The organism is Streptomyces humi, from assembly GCF_001005085.2.
GTDB classification, from domain to species: domain Bacteria; phylum Actinomycetota; class Actinomycetes; order Streptomycetales; family Streptomycetaceae; genus Streptomyces; species Streptomyces humi.
On the sequence record NZ_LBMU02000089.1, the window covers coordinates 1 to 18,719 of the forward strand.

Sequence of the window (18,719 nt, forward strand, 5' to 3'; positions counted from 1 at the left end):
CCCCCTCATCCACCCCCGCGTCCACGCCCCCCTCCCTGCCCCCGCGCCGCCGCCTCCCCGTGGCGAGCGCCGATCTGTCCGCGTCCGTCGCGGTCTTCCTGATCGCCCTGCCGCTGTCCCTCGGTATCGCCCTCGCCACCGGCGCCCCACTCCAGGCAGGACTGGTGGCGGCGGCCGTCGGCGGCCTGGTCGCCGGGCGGCTCGGTGGCTGCCCGCTCCAGGTCAGCGGCCCCGCCGCCGGGCTGACCGTGGTCACGGCCGATCTGATCCACCGCTACGGCTGGCGGGCGACCTGCGGCATCACCGTGCTCGCCGGGCTGGCCCAACTGGGCCTCGGCTGCCTGCGCGTGGCCCGCACCGCACTGGCCGTCAGTCCGGCGGTGGTGCACGGCATGCTGGCCGGCATCGGTGTCACCATCGCCGTCGCCCAGCTGCACATCGTCCTGGGCGGCAACCCACAGAGCTCGGTCCTCGCCAACGTCCGGGCGCTGCCCGCCCAGTTGGCGAACCTGCACCCGGCCGCCGTGGCGGTGAGCGCGCTGACCCTGGCCCTGCTGCTGGGCTGGCCCCGCATCCCCGGCAGACCGGGGGAACTGCTGCGCAAGGTCCCGGCCGCGCTGGTCGCCGTCACCGGTGCCACCGCCACCGCCGCACTCACCGGACTCACCCTCCCCCGCGTCGACCTGCCCTCCTGGAGCAGCCACGCGCTGGCCGGGCTGCCCGACGGACCGGTGCTCGGCATCGTCGCGGCCGTGCTCACCACCACGCTGGTGTGCAGCGTGCAGTCGCTGCTGGGCGCCGTCGCCGTGGACAAGCTGGTCGCCGGCCGCCCCGGCGCCCAGTCCCGGGTCGGCCGGTCCGACCTGGACCGGGAGCTGCTGGGGCAGGGAGCGGCCAACATCGTCTCCGGGGCGCTCGGCGGCCTGCCGGTCGCCGGGGTCGCGGTGCGCAGTTCGGCGAATGTGCGCTCCGGTGCCGTGAGCCGGAACTCCACGATGCTGCACGGCGTTCTCGTAGTGGTCGCCGCGCTGCTGATGGTCCCGGTCCTGGATCTCATCCCGCTCGCCTCACTCGCCGCCCTGGTGATGGCCGTCGGCATCCAGATGGTGTCCCTGCACCACATCCGCACGGTGACCCGCCACCGAGAAGTGCTGGTGTACGCCGTCACCACGCTCGGCGTGGTCGCCGTCGGGGTGCTGGAGGGGGTGGTCCTCGGAGTCGCCGTGGCCGTCGCCGTCGCCCTGAACCGCCTCGCCCGCACCCGCATCACGCACGAAGAGAAGGGAGGTATCCATCACGTACACGTGAGAGGACAGCTGACGTTCCTCGCGGTCCCCCGGCTCAGCAGAGTCCTGCATCTCGTACCCCGAGGCGCCCACGCCGTGGTGGAGCTGGACGGCTCGTTCATGGACCACGCGGCGTACGAGTCACTTCGGGACTGGCGCAGGGCCCACACCGCGCAGGGCGGGTCCGCCGAGCTGACCGGCTGCCGGGCGGGCGTCGGCTCACCGGAATACGGCCATCGGCCGAAGGTCCGCGTACCTCACGGTCCGAGACGCCGGCAGGGCGGGTTCCAGGGCGCCCGGCATGAACTCGCCCGCGGGATCGGTGCGTTCCAGCGCGACACCGCCCCCCTCGTGCGGGACCAGCTGGCCCGGCTGGCGCGTGAAGGGCAGCGCCCGTCGCAGCTCTTCCTCACCTGCGCCGACTCCCGGCTCGTCACCTCGATGATCACCTCCAGTGGTCCGGGTGACCTGTTCGTGGTGCGCAACGTCGGCAACCTGGTCCCCCTTCCGGGTGAGGAGAACGGCGACGACTCGGTGGCCGCCGCGATCGAGTACGCGGTGGACGTGCTGAAGGTGCGGTCGATCACGGTGTGCGGGCACTCGGGTTGCGGGGCGATGCAGGCCCTGAGCGAGGCCACCCGGAACCTGACCGACCCGAGCCCCGACTCCGGCGCCAACCCCGGCCCCGACCTCGACCTCGACCTCGACGCAGGCTCCAGCCCGAACTGCGGCTCCGGCTCAGGCCCCAACTCGGCGCCCGGCTCGGGTTCCAGCCCCAACTCCGACCACAGCCCCGGCCCCAACTCCGACCCCAGCCCCAGCCCCGGCCCCGGCCCCAACTCAGACTCCGGCCCCGGTTCGGTCCCCGGCTCCGGGCAGGGGACGACCCCGCTCTGGCGGTGGCTGCGGCACGGTCTGCCGAGTCTGGCGCGGTTGGCCGACGCCAGCCGTCCCCAGGTCCGGCTGGCGGACCGGGCGGCCGTGGACGCGGTGGAGCGGCTCTGCCTGACCAACGTGGTCCAGCAGCTGGAGCATCTGCGGGCCCACGGTTCGGTGGCGCGGGCGCTGGACGCCGGCGAACTGGAGCTGCACGGGATGTACTTCCATGTGGGTGACGCGCAGGCGTATCTGCTGGGCCGGTACGAAGGTGAGGACGAGGTGAAGGTGTTCGAGGGGGTGCCGGGCGCGGAGGAGCTGCCCAGCCCGGCCTGAGGTGGGGCCGGCGCGGGCCTGTCGGTCCCGTCCTGGCCGGCTCGGGCGACCTGGCTGCGCCCTTCCCGCCCAGACAGGTCTAAACCAATATTCCGACGGCCCTTGTCACCGGCCCCCCAGGTCTGATGAGCTGTGTGGCTTGGGACACAACGGACACGGGGACACCCTGCGAAAGGGAGATGTCGTGAGCAACGAAAGCCTGGCCAACCTCTTGAGGGAGGAGCGACGCTTCGCGCCGCCCGCTGACCTGGCCGCGAACGCCAATGTCAGGGCCGAGGCGTACGAGGAGGCCAAGGCTGACAGGCTCGGCTTCTGGGCCGCGCAGGCCCGCCGGCTGACCTGGGCCAAGGAGCCGACCGAGACACTGGACTGGTCGAACCCGCCGTTCGCGAAATGGTTCAAGGACGGCGAGCTCAACGTCGCGTACAACTGCGTGGACCGGCACGTGGAGGCCGGCAACGGCGACCGGGTCGCCATCCACTTCGAGGGCGAGCCGGGCGACAGCCGCGCGATCACCTACGCCGAGCTGAAGGACGAGGTCTCCAAGGCCGCCAACGCCCTTGTGGAGCTGGGTGTCCAGGCCGGGGACCGGGTCGCGATCTACATGCCGATGATCCCGGAGACGGCGGTCGCGATGCTCGCCTGCGCCCGGATCGGCGCCGCGCACTCGGTGGTCTTCGGCGGCTTCTCGGCGGACGCGCTCGCCACCCGTATCCAGGACGCGGACGCACGGGTCGTCATCACCTCCGACGGCGGCTACCGGCGCGGCAAGCCGTCCGCGCTCAAGCCCGCCGTGGACGAGGCGGTCGGCAAGGCCGGCAACGTCGAGCACGTGCTGGTGGTCCGCCGTACCGGGCAGGAAGTGGCCTGGGACGACACGCGGGACGTGTGGTGGCACGAGGTCGTCGACCGGCAGCCGGCCGAGCACACCCCGCAGGCCTTCGGCGCCGAGCACCCGCTGTTCATCCTCTACACGTCCGGGACCACGGGTAAGCCGAAGGGCATCCTGCACACCTCGGGCGGCTACCTCACCCAGACGTCGTACACGCACTGGGCGGTCTTCGACCTCAAGCCGGAGACCGACGTGTACTGGTGCACGGCCGACGTCGGCTGGGTCACCGGCCACTCCTACATCGTCTACGGGCCGCTCGCCAACGGCGCCACGCAGGTGATGTACGAGGGCACCCCGGACACCCCGCACCAGGGCCGGTTCTGGGAGATCGTGCAGAAGTACGGGGTGACGATCCTGTACACGGCGCCGACCGCGATCCGCACGTTCATGAAGTGGGGCGACGACATCCCCGCGAAGTTCGACCTGTCCTCCCTGCGGGTCCTCGGCTCCGTCGGTGAGCCCATCAACCCCGAGGCCTGGATCTGGTACCGCAAGCACATCGGCGCCGACCGCACCCCGATCGTGGACACCTGGTGGCAGACCGAGACCGGGGCGATGATGATCACGCCGCTGCCGGGCGTCACCGCGACCAAGCCCGGCTCCGCGCAGACCCCGCTGCCCGGCATCTCCGCCACCGTCGTGGACGACGAGGCGAACGAGGTGCCCGACGGCGGTGGCGGCTACCTGGTACTGACGGAACCGTGGCCGTCGATGCTCCGCACGATCTGGGGCGACGACCAGCGGTTCCTGGACACGTACTGGTCCCGGTTCGAGGGCAGGTACTTCGCCGGTGACGGCGCGAAGAAGGACGACGACGGCGACATCTGGCTGCTCGGCCGGGTGGACGACGTGATGCTGGTCTCCGGGCACAACATCTCCACCACCGAGGTGGAGTCGGCGCTCGTCTCGCACCCGTCGGTCGCCGAGGCCGCCGTGGTGGGCGCGGCGGACGAGACGACGGGACAGGCGATCGTCGCCTTCGTGATCCTGCGCGGCACCGCGAACGCCGAGGACGAGGGCCTGGTCAACGAGTTGCGCAACCACGTCGGCGCCACCCTCGGCCCGATCGCCAAGCCGAAGCGGGTCCTGCCGGTGCAGGAGCTCCCGAAGACGCGCTCCGGCAAGATCATGCGCCGGCTGCTCCGGGACGTCGCCGAGAACCGCCAGCTCGGTGACGTGACCACGCTGACGGACTCGACCGTCATGGATCTCATCCAGGCGAAGCTCCCCGCGGCCCCCAGCGAGGACTGAGCCCCCGCACCCCGGAAGGGCGCCCGGCGTGAAACGCGCCGGGCGCCCTTTTTGCACCTACCGTGAGATCCACCTGGCGTTCCCCTCGGCACCTTAGGTAAACTAAGCAAAACAGCGTGACCCAAGGTGTGCCGGGAAGTCTGGTCGGCAAGTAGTCCCGTCCTGCCCACCGACCGAAGGTCCCTCGTGTCCGCGCCTCGCACCACCCCCGTCCGCAAGGTCCTCGACCGGCTCTCGCTGCCCGAGCGCACCTTCGTGCTGGACGCGCTGCGGACCGAGACCGTCGGCGGGGTACTGCTCCTGATCGCCGCGATCGCCGCGCTGCTCTGGGCGAACATCCCGGCGCTGCACCGGAGCTACGAGACCGTCAGCCACTTCCACCTGGGCCCCGACGCCCTCGGCCTGCACCTCTCCGTCGCCCACTGGGCCGCCGACGGCCTGCTCGCGGTGTTCTTCTTCGTCGCCGGCATCGAGCTCAAGCGGGAGCTGGTCGCCGGTGACCTGCGCGACCCCAGGGCGGCCGTGCTGCCGGTGGTCGCCGCGCTGTGCGGCATGGCCGTACCGGCGCTCGTCTACACCCTCACCAACCTGGCCGGCGGCGGCTCCACGCAGGGCTGGGCGGTGCCGACGGCCACCGACATCGCGTTCGCACTGGCCGTGCTCGCGGTCATCGGGACCTCCCTGCCGAGCGCGCTGCGCGCCTTCCTGCTCACCCTCGCCGTGGTCGACGACCTGTTCGCCATCCTGATCATCGCGGTCTTCTTCACCGAGCGGATCGACTTCGCCGCGCTCGGCGGCGCGGTCCTCGGCCTCGCCGTCTTCTGGCTGCTGCTGCGGAAGGGCGTGCGCGGCTGGTACGTGTACGTCCCGCTCGCGCTCGTGATCTGGGCGCTGATGTACAACAGCGGCGTGCACGCGACGATCGCCGGGGTCGCCATGGGCCTGATGCTCCGCTGCACCACCCGCGAGGGTGAGGAGCACTCGCCCGGTGAGCACATCGAGCATCTGGTGCGGCCGCTGTCGGCAGGGCTGGCCGTGCCGCTCTTCGCGCTCTTCAGCGCCGGTGTGACGGTGTCCAAGGGCGAGCTCGCGGACGTGTTCGGCCGGCCCGAGACGCTCGGGGTGGTCCTCGGGCTGGTCGTCGGCAAGACGGTCGGGATCTTCGGCGGGTCCTGGCTGACGGTCCGCTTCACCCGGGCGTCGCTCGGCGAGGACCTCGCCTGGGGCGACGTCTTCGCGGTCGCCTCGCTCGCCGGGATCGGCTTCACCGTGTCGCTGCTGATCGGCGGACTCGCCTTCGAGGGCGACGCCCTCCTCACGGACGAGGTCAAGGCGGCCGTGCTCACCGGATCGCTGATCGCGGCCCTGTGCGCCACCGTGCTGCTGAAGATACGCAACGCCCGCTACCGCCGGCTGGTCGAGGCCGAGGAGCGGGACGAGGACCGCGACGGCATCCCGGACGTCTACGAACAGGACGACCCGGCCTACCACCTGCGGATGGCCGAGATCTACGACCGCAAGGCCGCCGAACACCGCCGGATCGCCGCCGAGAAGGCAGCCGGGAAAGCCGCCCGGTAGCCGCTTCCCCGGCCGCTCGGCGGCCGCCCTCTGACCGTCCTCCGGCCGTGCCGAAGGTGTGACGCGCTTGCCGAAGTACCGGGCGGGGCAGGCGAGCAGGGCGGCCGTCCGGCATGATCTGACGAGACGGTACAAAAGACGATGACAAGTACGCAGAGGGAGACCGCGATGAGCGCACCCGACGGCAGCCCGGTCGGTGCCGAACGCAGCATCGGCCAGTTGTTCGCCTCGGCCACGGCCGAGATGTCGGCGCTGGTGCACGACGAGATCGCGCTGGCCAAGGCCCAGCTGAAGCAGGACGTCAAGAAGGGCGCGACGAGCGGTGGCGCGTTCTCCGCGGCCGGCGTGCTGCTGCTGTTCTCCCTGCCGATGCTGAACTTCGCACTGGCGTACGGCATTCGGACCTGGAGCCACTGGAATCTCGCGATCTGCTTCCTGCTCTCCTTCGCGGCGAACGTCCTGGTGGCCGTCGTCCTCGCGCTGGTCGGCGTGGTGTTCGCGAAGAAGGCCAAGAAGAGCCAGGGCCCGCAGAAGGTGGCCGCGTCGATGAAGGAGACGGCGGGCGTGCTTCAGAACGCCAAGCCGCACCCCCGCCCGGAACTCCCCCGGGACGACGTGCCGGCCATCGAGGCTGTGGGACGCTCGACCTCATGACGGATCCCGCACCCTCGGCCATCCGGCCGGAGGGCCCCTGGACGCACCGGGACGTCGCCGCGAACGGTGCCCGCTTCCACATCGCCGAGCTCGGCGACGGCCCGCTGGTCATGCTGGTGCACGGCTTCCCGCAGTTCTGGTGGGCCTGGCGGCACCAGATGGCCGCACTCGCCGACGCGGGTTTCCGGGCCGTCGCCATGGACCTCCGGGGCGTCGGCGGCAGCGACCGCACCCCGCGCGGCTACGACCCGGCCAACCTCGCCCTCGACATCACCGGCGTGATCCGTTCCCTGGGTGAGCCGGACGCGGCGCTGGTCGGCCACGACCTCGGCGGCTACCTGGCGTGGACGGCGGCGGCGATGCGCCCCAAGCTGGTACGACGGCTCACGGTCGTGTCCATGCCGCATCCGCGACGCTGGCGCTCGGCGATGCTCCGGGACCGCCGGCAGTCTGCCGCCGCCTCCTACATCTGGGGCTTCCAGCGCCCCTGGATCCCCGAGCGGCAGCTCACCGCCGACGACGGAGCGCTGGTCGGCCGGCTGATCCGGGACTGGTCCGGGCCGCGGCTGCCCGAGGACAAGGCGGTGGAGACGTACCAGCGGGCGATGTGCGTCCCGTCCACCGCGCACTGCTCGATCGAGCCCTACCGCTGGCTGGTGCGGTCGCTGGCCCGCCCGGACGGCATCCAGTTCAACCGCCGGATGAAGCGCCCGGTGCGGGTGCCGACCCTGCACCTGCACGGCTCCCTGGACCCGGTGACCCGCACCCGCAGCGCGGCCGGCTCCGGTGAGTACGTCGAAGCGCCGTACCGCTGGCGGCTGTTCGACGGGCTCGGGCACTTCCCGCACGAGGAGGACCCGGTGGCCTTCTCCACCGAGCTGATCAACTGGCTGAAAGACCCCGAACCCGATCGGTGACCGCGCCGATGCGCCCGGTATCCGGATCTGCACACCTGTTCTACGAACGGCCACATGCCCCGCGCATAGGCCGATTGGGGCGCACGCGGGCGGTTATCGACCTTGGGGCGGGGGCAGACGTCGGGGTATGGGCTGGACGCACGACTACAGTGACGCACCCCGAAACCGCCGTACGACGGGCGGTCTGAACCCTCACCGAGGAGCTGTCCCGCAGCTGCCGGGCACGGACCTCAGGGTGGGAATTCCGCATATCCTGCGCCGCCGGGCCCGCTGGGTCTCGGTACGTCTGCGCCACACCCGCGGCTGATCCCTCCGAGGGCCCCGACGGGGTTCTAGAGGGCGCAGCTGTCGGTGCCCACCTGCTGGTTCGCGGTACGGCCGCGGGCGATGTCCGGCCGGATCTCGTTCGCCGTCAGCGCGTACCCGGTGTCGGCGTCGTCCAGCGACTTCGCGAACACGACCCCGTACACCCGGCCCTCGGGCGTGAGCAGCGGGCCGCCTGAGTTGCCCTGGCGGACGGTCGCGTACAGCGAGTAGACGTCACGGCCGACGGTGCCGCGGTGATAGATGTCCGGGCCGTTGGCGGTGATACGGCCGCGCACCCGGGCGGCGCGCACGTCGTACGACCCGTTCTCGGGGAAGCCGGCGACGATCGCGCTGTCGCTGGTCTCGGCGTCCTTCGTGGCGAACTTCAGCGCCTTCGCGCGCAGGTTGGGCACGTCCAGTACGGCGATGTCGCGCTGCCAGTCGTAGAGGACCACCTTGGCGTCGTACCTGCGGCCCTCGCCGCCGATCTGGACGGTCGGTTCGTCGACCCCGCCGACCACGTGCGCGTTGGTCATCACGCGGCGGTCGGCGAAGACGAAGCCGGTGCCCTCCAGGATCTTGCCGCAGCTCTGCGCGGTGCCCGTCACCTTGACGATGGACTGCTTGGCCCCGGTGGCCACCGCGCTGTTGGCGAGGGCGGGGTCGGGCGGCGAGACGTCGGTGATCGGCTCGTTGGCGAAGGGGCTGAAGACCTGTGGGAAGCCGTTCTGCGCGAGGACCGCGGAGAAGTCCGCGAACCAGGTGTCGGCCTGGTCGGGCAGCGCTCTGGACACCCCGAGGAGCACCTTGGAGCTGCGGACCTCCTTGCCGAGTGTCGGCAGGGTGGTGCCCGCGAGCGCGGATCCGATCAGCCAGGCGACGAGCAGCATCGCCACCACGTTGACGAGCGCGCCGCCGGTGGCGTCCAGGGCACGGGCCGGGGACCAGGTGATGTACCGGCGCAGCTTGTTGCCCAGGTGGGTGGTCAGGGCCTGGCCGACGGAGGCACAGACGATGACGACGACCACGGCGACCACCGCGGCGGTCGTGCTCACCTCGGCCTTGTCGGTCACCGCGTCCCAGATGACGGGCAGGGTGTAGACGGCGACGAGTCCGCCGCCCAGGAAGCCGATCACCGACAGGATGCCGACCACGAACCCCTGGCGGTAGCCGACGATCGCGAACCACACGGCGGCGACCAGCAACAGGATGTCCAGCACATTCACGGGGATCACCCTGTCATGACCGCCAGTCGAGCGGGACCAGCTTCTCGCGGTCCCAGGAGCGCTCCCATCCCGCGTAGTGCAGCAAGCGGTCGATCACACCGGCCGTGAACCCCCACACCAAGGTCGATTCGACCAGGAATGCCGGACCTCGGTGGCCGCTGGGGTGGTCCGCGGTGGCCCGGTTGGCCGGATTCGTGAGATCCGCCACGGGGACCCTGAAGACCCGCGCCGTCTCGTTCGGATCGACCACGCCCACCGGGCTCGGTTCGCGCCACCAGCCCAGCACCGGGGTCACCACGAAGTGGCTCACCGGGATGTAGAGCTTCGGCAGCACCCCGAACAGCTGGACGCCGGCCGGATCCAGCCCGGTCTCCTCCTCGGCCTCACGGAGAGCGGCCCGCAGCGGCCCGTCGGCCTTCGGGTCGCCGTCCTCCGGGTCGAGGGCGCCGCCCGGGAACGAGGGCTGCCCGGCGTGCGAGCGCAGCGAACCGGCCCGCTCCATGAGCAGCAGCTCGGGGCCGTCCGGGCCCTCGCCGAAGAGGATCAGGACGGCCGACTGCCGGCCGGTGCCGTTCTCCGGCGGCAGGAAGCGGCTCAGCTGGACCGGCTTGACCGTCTCGGCGGCCCGCACCACCGGCTCCAGCCAGTCCGGCAGGCCCTCCTTGCTGAGGGCCACGCTCGCGCGCGGCCCGTCGGTGCGTGCCCTGCTGCTGTGTGTCACGGCATCCCCCGTCCTGCCCTGCTCCCCCGGCCTGCCTGTTCCAACGCCCCAAGACTCCTTGATCGTTCCGTCCGTCGCCCCTCAGAAGGTCCCTAGGTCATGTCCCTGGTTCTCCGGGTCATGCCCCCGGTACGGCGCCCAGCGGCGGCGCCGGCCTGCCGCCCGCGTCCAGGTACGACTGCGGGGGCTTGAGGCGCTGCCCCGGGAAGCCGCCCTTCTCGTACTTGAGCAGCTTCTTCGCCTTCTCCGGGTCGGTCTCGCCCTCGCCGTAGGCCGGACAGAGCGGAGCGATCGGGCAGGCACCGCAGGCGGGCTTGCGGGCGTGGCAGATCCGGCGGCCGTGCCAGATCACGTGGTGCGAGAGGTCGGTCCAGTCGGTCCTGGGGAAGAGCGCGCCGACGGCCGCCTCGATCTTGTCGGGGTCGGTCTCCGCGGTCCACCGCCACCGGCGGACCAGGCGCTGGAAGTGCGTGTCCACGGTGATGCCGGGTCGGCCGAACGCGTTGCCGAGCACCACGAAGGCGGTCTTGCGGCCGACGCCGGGCAGCTTGACCAGGTCCTCGAGCCGGCCCGGGACCTCACCGCCGAACTGCTCCACCAGGCCCTTGGAGAGCCCTGTCACCGACTTCGTCTTGGCCCGGAAGAACCCGCACGGCCGGAGGATCTCCTCGACCTCCTCCGGGTTGGCGGCGGACAGGTCCTCGGGGGTGGGGTACCTGGCGAAGAGCGTGGGGGTGGTCTGGTTGACCCTGAGGTCGGTGGTCTGGGCCGACAGCACCGTGGCGACCAGGAGCTGGAAGGGGTTCTCGAAGTCCAGCTCGGGGTGGGCGTACGGGTACACCTCGGCGAGCTCGCGGTTGATCCGCCGGGCGCGGCGGACGAGCGCGGTGTGCGACTCGGTCTTCCCGGCGACGCGCGGCGCCTCGGCGGCGGCCTGACCACCCACGGCCGCCGCGGTCGCGGTCGCGGACTTCTTCGCCGGGACCCTTTTCGCCACCGCGGCCTTCTTCGCCGCGGCCTTCTTCGCCGCGGCCTTCTTCGCCGCGGCCTTCTTCGTCGCGGCCTTCTTCGCCGCCGTCTTCTTCGCCGGGACCCTTGTCGCCGGGGCCTGTTCCACCGCCGCCTTCTTCACGGCTTTTGCCGGTTTTTTCGAATTTTTCGGTTCGCTGTGGGCGGCATCGGACCCTTGTTCGCCCATAGCGGAATCACGACGTACAGCCACCGCCCAGCCCCCTTGGCCTGTGCTCTCACCGGCGATTTGGACACCCGGCCAGCCTAAAGCCCGGCACCGACATGTGCCCCGGACCCGGAAGATCAGCCCCCGATTGGACCCCTGCCGCTTACCTCGGGACACCGGTGCGGCATCCTTGTGACAGATCACACTGTTTGGACGGTCCGGCAAAATGGGGAGCACGGTCCCCTGGTACCACGGGGAGCAAGATCCCCTGAGCAGGTCGACAAGGAGAGAACTCGTGGACGACGTTCTGCGGCGCAACCCGCTCTTCGCGGCGCTCGATGACGAGCAGTCCGCGGAGCTGCGTGCCTCCATGAGTGAGGTGACCCTCGCCCGAGGTGACTCCCTGTTCCACGAGGGCGACCCGGGCGACCGGCTGTACGTCGTCACCGAGGGCAAGGTCAAGCTCCACCGCACCTCCCCCGACGGCCGCGAGAACATGCTCGCCGTCGTCGGCCCCGGCGAGCTGATCGGCGAGCTGTCGCTGTTCGACCCGGGCCCGCGGACGGCGACCGCCACCGCGCTGACCGAGGTCAAGCTGCTCGGCCTCGGCCACGGCGACCTCCAGCCCTGGCTGAACGCCCGCCCCGAGGTGGCCACCGCCCTGCTGCGTGCGGTCGCCCGCCGGCTGCGCAAGACCAACGACGCCATGTCCGACCTGGTCTTCTCCGATGTGCCGGGCCGTGTCGCGCGCGCCCTGCTGGACCTGTCCCGCCGCTTCGGCGTGCAGTCGGAGGAGGGCATCCACGTCGTCCACGACCTCACGCAGGAGGAGCTGGCCCAGCTGGTCGGCGCGTCCCGCGAGACCGTGAACAAGGCGCTGGCCGACTTCGCCCAGCGCGGCTGGCTGCGCTTGGAGGCGCGGGCCGTGATCCTGCTGGACGTCGAGCGGCTGGCCAAGCGGTCCCGCTGAACCGAGCAGAGCTCACGCGACATGACTCAGGGTTCCGCCTCCGTGAGACGGGACCCTGAGTCATGTCGCGGGCTCGACTCCCTGGGCTTCATCGTGCGCGAGGGCTCGCACGCGCGCGTGGGGCCCGTCTTCCGTCCCGTCGTCACCGCCGCCCGTGACCGGCTCCTGGCGGCCTTCGGGGCGCGGCTGGACAGCGCGTACCTCTACGGTTCGATCCCCCGCGGTACCGCGCGCGTGGGCCGCAGCGACCTGGACCTGGTGGCCGTCCTGCGCGAGGAGCCGACCGACGCCGACCGGGCCACGGCCCGCGCGCTGGGCGGGGCCCTGGACGAGGAGTTCCCCGAGATCGACGGGGTCGGGACCCTGCTCTTCTCCCGCGCGCGGGTGCTCAGCGAACTGGAGCGGTACGACATCGGCTGGTTCGTGGCCTGTCAGTGCACTCCGCTGCTCGGGGAGGATCTCGCCGAGTTCCTGCCCCGCTACCGCCCCGACTCCCTGCTCGCCCGCGAGACCAACGGCGACCTGGCACGGCTCCTGCCGCGCTGGCGGGACCGGATCGCGGCCGCCGAGGGCACCGAGGGCACCGAGGGCACCGAGGGCACCGAGGGCACCGAGGAGGCCCTGCGGCCCCTGGTGCGCTTCATGTCACGGCACCTGGTCCGCACCGGCTTCACCCTCGTCATGCCCCGCTGGAACGGCTGGACGAGCGACCTGCGGGAGATGGCGGAGGCGTTCGCCGGCTACTACCCGGACCGCGGCGAACAGCTGCGCCGGGCGGCCGAGTCGGGGTACGAGCCGGTCGGTGACCGGGCGGTCCTGCGGTCGTACGTGGACGACCTCGGCCCCTGGCTCGCGGACGAGTACGCGCGCGTGCACGGCGTGAAGACCCCGAGGCCGCCCGGCTGGGACTGACCCCAGGACCCCCGCGACCACCGCGCCACCGGAACCCCCGCGACCCCACCGCGACCCCCACGACCCCACCGCGACCGCCGGGGCCACCTGCGGCCTTCACGGGCCCTCGGTCAGATCAGCCCGTGTTCGCTGAGGTACTCCAGCTGGGCCCGTACCGACAGCTCCGCCGCGGGCCACAGGGAGCGGTCCACGTCGGCGTAGACGTGGGCGACGACCTCGGCGGGGCCCCGGTGGCCGTTCTCGACGGCCGTCTCCACCTGCGCGAGCCGGTGGGCGCGGTGGGCCAGGTAGAACTCCACGGCGCCCTGGGCGTCCTCCAGGACCGGACCGTGGCCCGGCAGGACGGTGTGCACGCCGTCGTCGACCGTCAGCGAGCGCAGCCGCCGCAGCGAGTCCAGGTAGTCGCCGAGGCGGCCGTCCGGGTGCGCCACCACCGTCGTGCCGCGTCCCAGGACGGTGTCGCCGGTGAGGACCGCGCGGTCGGCCGGGAGGTGGAAGCAGAGCGAGTCGGCGGTGTGGCCAGGCGTGGGGACGACCCGCAGGTCCAGTCCGCCGGTCGTGATCACGTCACCGGCGGCGAGGCCCTCGTCGCCGAGCCGGAGCGCCGGGTCGAGGGCACGCACGCGCGTGCCGGTCAGTTCCGCGAAGCGCACGGCGCCCTCGGCGTGGTCCGGGTGACCGTGGGTGAGCAGGGTGAGGGCGACGCGTCTGCCGGCCTTCTCCGCGGTGTCCACGACCGCGCGCAGGTGGTCCTCGTCCAGGGGGCCCGGGTCGATCACCACGGCCAGGTCGGAGTCGGGTTCGGCGACTATCCAGGTGTTGGTGCCGTCCAGGGTCATCACGGAGGCGTTGGGCGCCAGCACGTTGACGGCCCGCGCGGTGGCCGGCCCCGAGAGGACCGCGTCCCGCGGCTGGCCGGGCAGGGCTGCTGCGTTCGTCATGCGGGGCCTCCTGCGACGGGACCTGGGACGGCTCCTGGGACAGGTCCCGCGACGGTTCCCGCGACGGGTCCTGCGATGGGTTCCGCCGTGGGGGCGGTCGCTATGTGCTTGGTGAACTCGTCGTGGCCCGGCCAGGTCAGGACGATCTCGCCGTCCTGGAGGCGGGCCCGCGCCAGTACCGGCGTCATGTCCCGCGCGGGGGCCACCGCGAGCGTCTCGGCGGCGGTGGCGTACGGCGTGAGCTGGCGCAGGGTCGCGATGGTGGGCGGCATCATCAGCAGTTCGCCCCGGTCGTAGCCGGCGGCGGCCGCCGCGGGGCGGATCCAGACCGTACGGTCGGCCTCCGTGGAGGCGTTGCGGGTGCGCTGGCCCGCGGGCAGGGCGGCGACGAAGAACCAGGTGTCGTAGCGGCGGGTCTCGAACTCCGGGGTGATCCAGCGCGTCCAGGCGCCCAGCAGGTCCGAGCGCAGGACCAGGCCCCGCCGGTCCAGGAACTCCGCGAAGGACAGCTCACGGGCGACCAGGGCGGCGCGGTCGGCCTCCCAGTCGTCCCCGGTGGTGTCCCCGACGACCCGGTCGGGGGCCGGACCCGCGAGCAGGACGCCCGCCTCCTCGTACGTCTCCCGTACGGCCGCGCAGACGATCGCCTGGGCGCCCGCCTCGTCCACCCCCAGCCGCTCGGCCCACCACGCGCGCGTGGGGCCCGCCCAGCGGACCTGGTGGTCGTCGTCGCGCGGGTCGACACCGCCGCCCGGATACGCGTACGCGCCTCCGGCGAAGGCCATGGAGGCGCGTCTGCGCAGCATGTGGACGACAGGACCGTCCGGAGTGTCCTTCAGGAGCAGCACGGTCGCCGCGCGCTTCGGCGGCACCGGTACGAGGGTGCCCTCCGTGTGTGCGCGGATGCGGTCCGGCCACTCCGGGGGATACCACTGTCCATCGGCCATTACCGGAGGCTATCCCCTGGTGCGCGAATGTTCGAGGGGTGGCCTGTGGCGTTCCCGTCACGGCTCACGGCTCACAGATCACCGCTCGGGGCTCAGCGCTCAGCGCTCAGCGCTCAGCGCTCAGCGCTTACGGCTTACGGCTCCAGCTCGACCTGGACCTCGACCTCGACCGGCGCGTCCAGCGGCAGCACCGCGACGCCCACCGCGCTGCGCGCGTGCACGCCCTTGTCGCCGAGGACCTCGCCGAGCAGTTCGCTGGCACCGTTGATGACACCCGGCTGCCCGGTGAAGTCGGCGGCGGAGGCGACGAAGCCGACGACCTTCACCACGCGTGCGATCCGGTCCAGGTCACCGGCGACGGACTTCACGGCGGCCAGGGCGTTCAGCGCGCAGGTGCGGGCGAGTTCCTTGGCCTCCTCCGCGGTGACCTCGGCACCCACCTTGCCGGTGACCGGGAGCTTGCCGTCGACCATCGGCAGCTGGCCGGAGGTGTAGACGTACGCGCCCGAGCGCACGGCCGGCTGGTAGGCGGCGAGCGGCGGGACGACCGCGGGCAGCGTGAGTCCGAGTTCGGCCAGCCTGGCCTCCACGGCGCTCATCAGGGCTTCTCCCGCTTCAGGTAGGCCACGAGCTGTTCGGGGTTGTTGGGCCCGGGCACGACCTGGACGAGCTCCCAGCCGTCCTCGCCCCAGGTGTCCAGAATCTGCTTCGTGGCATGGACGAGCAGCGGCACGGTTGCGTATTCCCACTTGGTCATGCGGCCGACTTTATCCGCTGGGGAGCACGGGGCAGACGTACGACCGTGAGCAGCGTTATCCACAGCCTCCCGCGTGAGTGTCCGGCCGACTGGTTAGGCTCGAAGACGTGAGCAGGCTCCAGGTCGTCAGCGGCAAGGGCGGGACCGGAAAGACGACGGTCGCCGCCGCACTCGCGCTGGCCCTCGCGACCGAGGGGAAGCGGACGCTTCTCGTGGAGGTCGAGGGCCGGCAGGGCATCGCCCAGCTTTTCGAGACGGAGGCGTTGCCGTACGAGGAGCGGAAGATCGCGGTCGCGCCGGGAGGCGGTGAGGTGCACGCGCTCGCCATCGATCCCGAACTGGCCCTTCTGGACTACCTCCAGATGTTCTACAAGCTCGGCGGGGCGGGGCGGGCGCTGAAGAAGCTGGGCGCGATCGACTTCGCGACCACCGTCGCGCCCGGTCTGCGGGACGTCCTCCTCACCGGCAAGGCGTGCGAGGCGGTGCGCCGGAAGGACAGGGCAGGGCGGTTCATCTACGACTACGTGGTGATGGACGCCCCGCCGACGGGCCGCATCACCCGCTTCCTGAACGTCAACGACGAGGTGGCCGGGCTGGCCAAGATCGGCCCGATACACAATCAGGCGCAGGCCGTGATGCGGGTGCTGAAGTCCAAGGAGACGGCTGTGCACCTGGTCACACTCCTCGAGGAGATGCCGGTCCAGGAGACCGCCGACGGCATCGCCGAACTGCGGGCCGCCCGGCTGCCGGTGGGCCGGGTCATCGTGAACATGGTCCGGCCGGAGGTGTTGGACGCCGCCGACCTGGAACTCGTACGCACCGTGCCGCGCACCGCCGTGGCGCAGGCGCTGTCGGGTGCCGGGCTCGGCGGGGCACGGCGTGGCGGCAAGGCCGGGCAGCTGGTGGACCCGCTGCTGGCGCAGGCCGCCGAGTACGCCGAGCGGTACGCGCTGGAGCACGAGCAGCGGGCGGTGCTGGCCGAGCTGGACCTGCCCCGGCACGAACTGCCGCTGCTCGCCGAGGGGATGGACCTGGCGGGCCTGTACGAACTCGCCACCGAGCTGCGGGAACAGGGGATGTCATGACTCCGGATCCGGACCCGGCACAGGACCCGACCCGGGACACGGCCCAGGAGCCGGCCCAGGAGCCGGTCCAGGACGGCGCGCGCCGGCTGGCGCACGCGCCCGTGCTGGACGTCGACCCGCTGCTGGACGACCCGACGACCCGGATCGTGGTGTGCTGCGGCTCGGGCGGCGTCGGCAAGACGACCACCGCGGCGGCGCTGGGGCTGCGGGCGGCCGAGCGGGGCCGCAAGGTGGTGGTGCTGACCATCGACCCGGCCAAGCGGCTGGCCCAGTCCATGGGCATCGACTCGCTCGACAACGTGCCGCGGCGGGTGAAGGGCACCGACGGCGACGGCGAACTGCACGCCATGATGCTGGACATGAAGCGCACCTTCGACGAGGTCGTGGAGGCGCACGCGGACGCCGAGCGGGCGGCCGCCATCCTCGCCAACCCGTTCTACCAGTCGCTCTCGGCGGGCTTCGCGGGCACGCAGGAGTACATGGCGATGGAGAAGCTGGGCCAGCTGCGGGCCCGGGACGAGTGGGACCTGATCGTCGTGGACACCCCGCCCTCCCGCTCCGCGCTGGACTTCCTGGACGCGCCGAAGCGGCTCGGCTCCTTCCTGGACGGCAAGCTGATCAGGCTGCTGACCGCACCGGCCAAGCTGGGCGGCCGCGCGGGCATGGCCTTCCTGAACGTGGGAATGTCGATGATGACCGGCACGCTGGGCAAGCTGCTCGGCGGGCAGCTGCTGAAGGACGTGCAGACGTTCGTGGCCGCGATGGACACGACGTTCGGCGGGTTCCGTACGCGCGCGGACGCGACGTACAAGCTGCTCCAGGCGCCCGGTACGGCGTTCCTGGTGGTGGCGGCCCCGGAGCGGGACGCGCTGCGCGAGGCCGCGTACTTCGTGGAGCGGCTCGCCGCGGAGGACATGCCACTGGTCGGTCTGGTCCTCAACCGTGTCCACGGCAGCGGCGCCGACCGGCTGTCCGCCGAGCGTGCGATCGCCGCCGCGGAGAATCTCGAGGCCGCGGATCTCGAGGCCGCGGATCACCAGCCCGCGGATCACGAGGCCGGGGAGAACGAGGCCGGGGAGAACGAGGCCGGGGAAAATCTTGAGGAGTCCCGCATTGTGGATCAGGGGGGAGGGAAAGCTGGACTTCGTAACTCTCCCGACACGTACGGCAGTTCTGAACCGCCCGCGCCCGCGCCGTCCGGGTCCCGGCCCGACGAATCCCCCTCGTCAGGGCCTGCGGACATGACTGACGAATCCCCCTCGTCATCGTCATCGCCGGAAAACCCGGACCGCACCGTCGACCAGCTCACCGCAGGCCTGCTGAGGCTGCACGCCGAGCGCATGCAGTTGCTCTCCCGCGAGCAGCGCACACGTGACCGCTTCACCGCGCGCCACCCCGAGGTGGCCATGGTGGAGGTGGCCGCGTTGCCCGGCGACGTGCACGACCTCGCGGGACTGCGGGACATCGGTGACCGGCTCGCGGCCGGCCGGCCGGAGCTGCCGTAGACCTGTCCGGTCCGGCTCACCTCACGGCTAGCTCACGGCCGCGTAGTTCTCGTACACCTCGTCGTTGTCGAGGGGGACGATCCCGGTCCCCCGCTCGTACTCCGAGCGCGCTGTCTCCAGGAGCCTGCGCCAGGAGGTGACGGTGGGCCGCCTGCGCAGCAGTGCGCGACGCTCCCGCTCCGTCATGCCTCCCCACACGCCGAACTCGACGCGATTGTCCAGCGCATCGGCCAGGCATTCAGTGCGTACCGGACATCCGGTGCACACCGCCTTGGCCCTGTTCTGCGCTGCTCCCTGAACGAACAGTTCATCCGGATCGGTAGTGCGGCAGGCAGCCTGCGCACTCCAGTCGGTTACCCAGCCCATACCGGCGCCGTCCTCT

At 71.7% G+C, this 18,719-nt stretch carries 18 protein-coding genes; 10 read left to right on the forward strand and 8 right to left on the reverse strand.

The features are described 5' to 3' along the window. The 6 genes from AAW13_RS35290 to AAW13_RS47135 form a co-directional block, all read left to right on the forward strand. On the forward strand, positions 1-2,498 hold a 2,498-nt coding region (locus AAW13_RS35290; RefSeq protein ID WP_107483486.1), incomplete at its 5' end, for a bifunctional SulP family inorganic anion transporter/carbonic anhydrase. A 184-nt stretch (positions 2,499-2,682) separates the two neighbouring features. Continuing rightward, positions 2,683-4,641, forward strand: coding sequence for an acetate--CoA ligase (acs, locus tag AAW13_RS35300; RefSeq protein ID WP_046730354.1), 1,959 nt, complete (start codon positions 2,683-2,685; stop codon positions 4,639-4,641). Between the two features lie 186 nt (positions 4,642-4,827). Continuing rightward, positions 4,828-6,219, forward strand: coding sequence for a Na+/H+ antiporter NhaA (gene nhaA, locus AAW13_RS35305; protein ID WP_046730353.1), 1,392 nt, complete (start codon positions 4,828-4,830; stop codon positions 6,217-6,219). 168 nt (positions 6,220-6,387) lie between these two features. Then, a complete protein-coding gene (locus tag AAW13_RS35310) occupies positions 6,388-6,873 on the forward strand; it encodes a phage holin family protein (protein ID WP_046730352.1) in 486 nt (161 codons plus the stop codon). Beyond that, positions 6,870-7,790, forward strand: coding sequence for an alpha/beta fold hydrolase (locus AAW13_RS35315; RefSeq protein WP_046730351.1), 921 nt, complete (start codon positions 6,870-6,872; stop codon positions 7,788-7,790). Before AAW13_RS35310 ends, AAW13_RS35315 begins: the two co-directional genes overlap by 4 nt. 127 nt (positions 7,791-7,917) lie before the next feature. Next, positions 7,918-8,097 (forward strand): hypothetical protein, encoded by a 180-nt coding sequence (locus AAW13_RS47135; RefSeq protein WP_071659784.1) that lies wholly within the window; start codon positions 7,918-7,920, stop codon positions 8,095-8,097. A gap of 25 nt (positions 8,098-8,122) precedes the next feature. Here AAW13_RS47135 and AAW13_RS35325 read toward each other — a convergent pair whose 3' ends face one another. The 3 genes from AAW13_RS35325 to nth form a co-directional block, all read right to left on the reverse strand. Then, on the reverse strand, positions 8,123-9,322 hold the full coding sequence (locus tag AAW13_RS35325; RefSeq protein ID WP_046730350.1) for a MarP family serine protease: 1,200 nt from the start codon (positions 9,320-9,322) through the stop codon (positions 8,123-8,125). A gap of 13 nt (positions 9,323-9,335) precedes the next feature. Then, complete coding sequence (locus AAW13_RS35330) at positions 9,336-10,043, reverse strand: NUDIX hydrolase (RefSeq protein WP_240528826.1); 708 nt, start codon at positions 10,041-10,043, stop codon at positions 9,336-9,338. A 118-nt stretch (positions 10,044-10,161) separates the two neighbouring features. After that, positions 10,162-11,241, reverse strand: coding sequence for an endonuclease III (gene nth / locus AAW13_RS35335; RefSeq protein ID WP_079179089.1), 1,080 nt, complete (start codon positions 11,239-11,241; stop codon positions 10,162-10,164). 274 nt (positions 11,242-11,515) lie between these two features. Between nth and AAW13_RS35340 the strand changes: the two genes are divergently transcribed. Together AAW13_RS35340 and AAW13_RS35345 are read left to right on the forward strand one after the other, a co-directional pair. Further along, complete coding sequence (locus tag AAW13_RS35340) at positions 11,516-12,190, forward strand: Crp/Fnr family transcriptional regulator (RefSeq protein ID WP_018547939.1); 675 nt, start codon at positions 11,516-11,518, stop codon at positions 12,188-12,190. A gap of 42 nt (positions 12,191-12,232) precedes the next feature. Next, positions 12,233-13,102 (forward strand): nucleotidyltransferase domain-containing protein, encoded by an 870-nt coding sequence (locus AAW13_RS35345; protein ID WP_240528827.1) that lies wholly within the window; start codon positions 12,233-12,235, stop codon positions 13,100-13,102. 110 nt (positions 13,103-13,212) lie between these two features. Here the strand turns inward: AAW13_RS35345 and AAW13_RS35350 are convergent, their stop codons facing one another. The 4 genes from AAW13_RS35350 to AAW13_RS45225 form a co-directional block, all read right to left on the reverse strand. Further along, positions 13,213-14,043, reverse strand: a complete 831-nt coding sequence (locus AAW13_RS35350) for an MBL fold metallo-hydrolase (RefSeq protein WP_046730347.1) — start codon at positions 14,041-14,043, stop codon at positions 13,213-13,215. Next, positions 14,040-14,990, reverse strand: a complete 951-nt coding sequence (locus AAW13_RS35355) for an NUDIX hydrolase (RefSeq protein WP_079179090.1) — start codon at positions 14,988-14,990, stop codon at positions 14,040-14,042. The genes AAW13_RS35350 and AAW13_RS35355 overlap by 4 nt, the downstream gene beginning before the upstream one ends. A gap of 134 nt (positions 14,991-15,124) precedes the next feature. Next, positions 15,125-15,589 (reverse strand): RidA family protein, encoded by a 465-nt coding sequence (locus AAW13_RS35360; protein ID WP_046730346.1) that lies wholly within the window; start codon positions 15,587-15,589, stop codon positions 15,125-15,127. Continuing rightward, positions 15,589-15,747: a Sp36 family protein gene (locus tag AAW13_RS45225; protein WP_019992579.1), complete on the reverse strand. Its 159-nt coding sequence runs from the start codon at positions 15,745-15,747 to the stop codon at positions 15,589-15,591. The genes AAW13_RS35360 and AAW13_RS45225 overlap by 1 nt, the downstream gene beginning before the upstream one ends. Positions 15,748-15,854: 107 nt before the next feature. Between AAW13_RS45225 and bagA the strand changes: the two genes are divergently transcribed. After that, positions 15,855-16,832 carry an ATPase BagA gene (gene bagA / locus AAW13_RS35370; RefSeq protein ID WP_046730345.1) on the forward strand — a complete coding sequence of 326 codons (978 nt, stop codon included), beginning with the start codon at positions 15,855-15,857 and terminating at the stop codon, positions 16,830-16,832. Next, positions 16,829-18,337, forward strand: coding sequence for an ATPase BagB (gene bagB / locus AAW13_RS35375; RefSeq protein ID WP_046730344.1), 1,509 nt, complete (start codon positions 16,829-16,831; stop codon positions 18,335-18,337). The genes bagA and bagB overlap by 4 nt, the downstream gene beginning before the upstream one ends. A gap of 27 nt (positions 18,338-18,364) precedes the next feature. Here the strand turns inward: bagB and wblA are convergent, their stop codons facing one another. Next, a complete protein-coding gene (gene wblA, locus AAW13_RS46470) occupies positions 18,365-18,703 on the reverse strand; it encodes a transcriptional regulator WblA (protein ID WP_063777071.1) in 339 nt (112 codons plus the stop codon). Positions 18,704-18,719 lie beyond the last annotated feature (16 nt).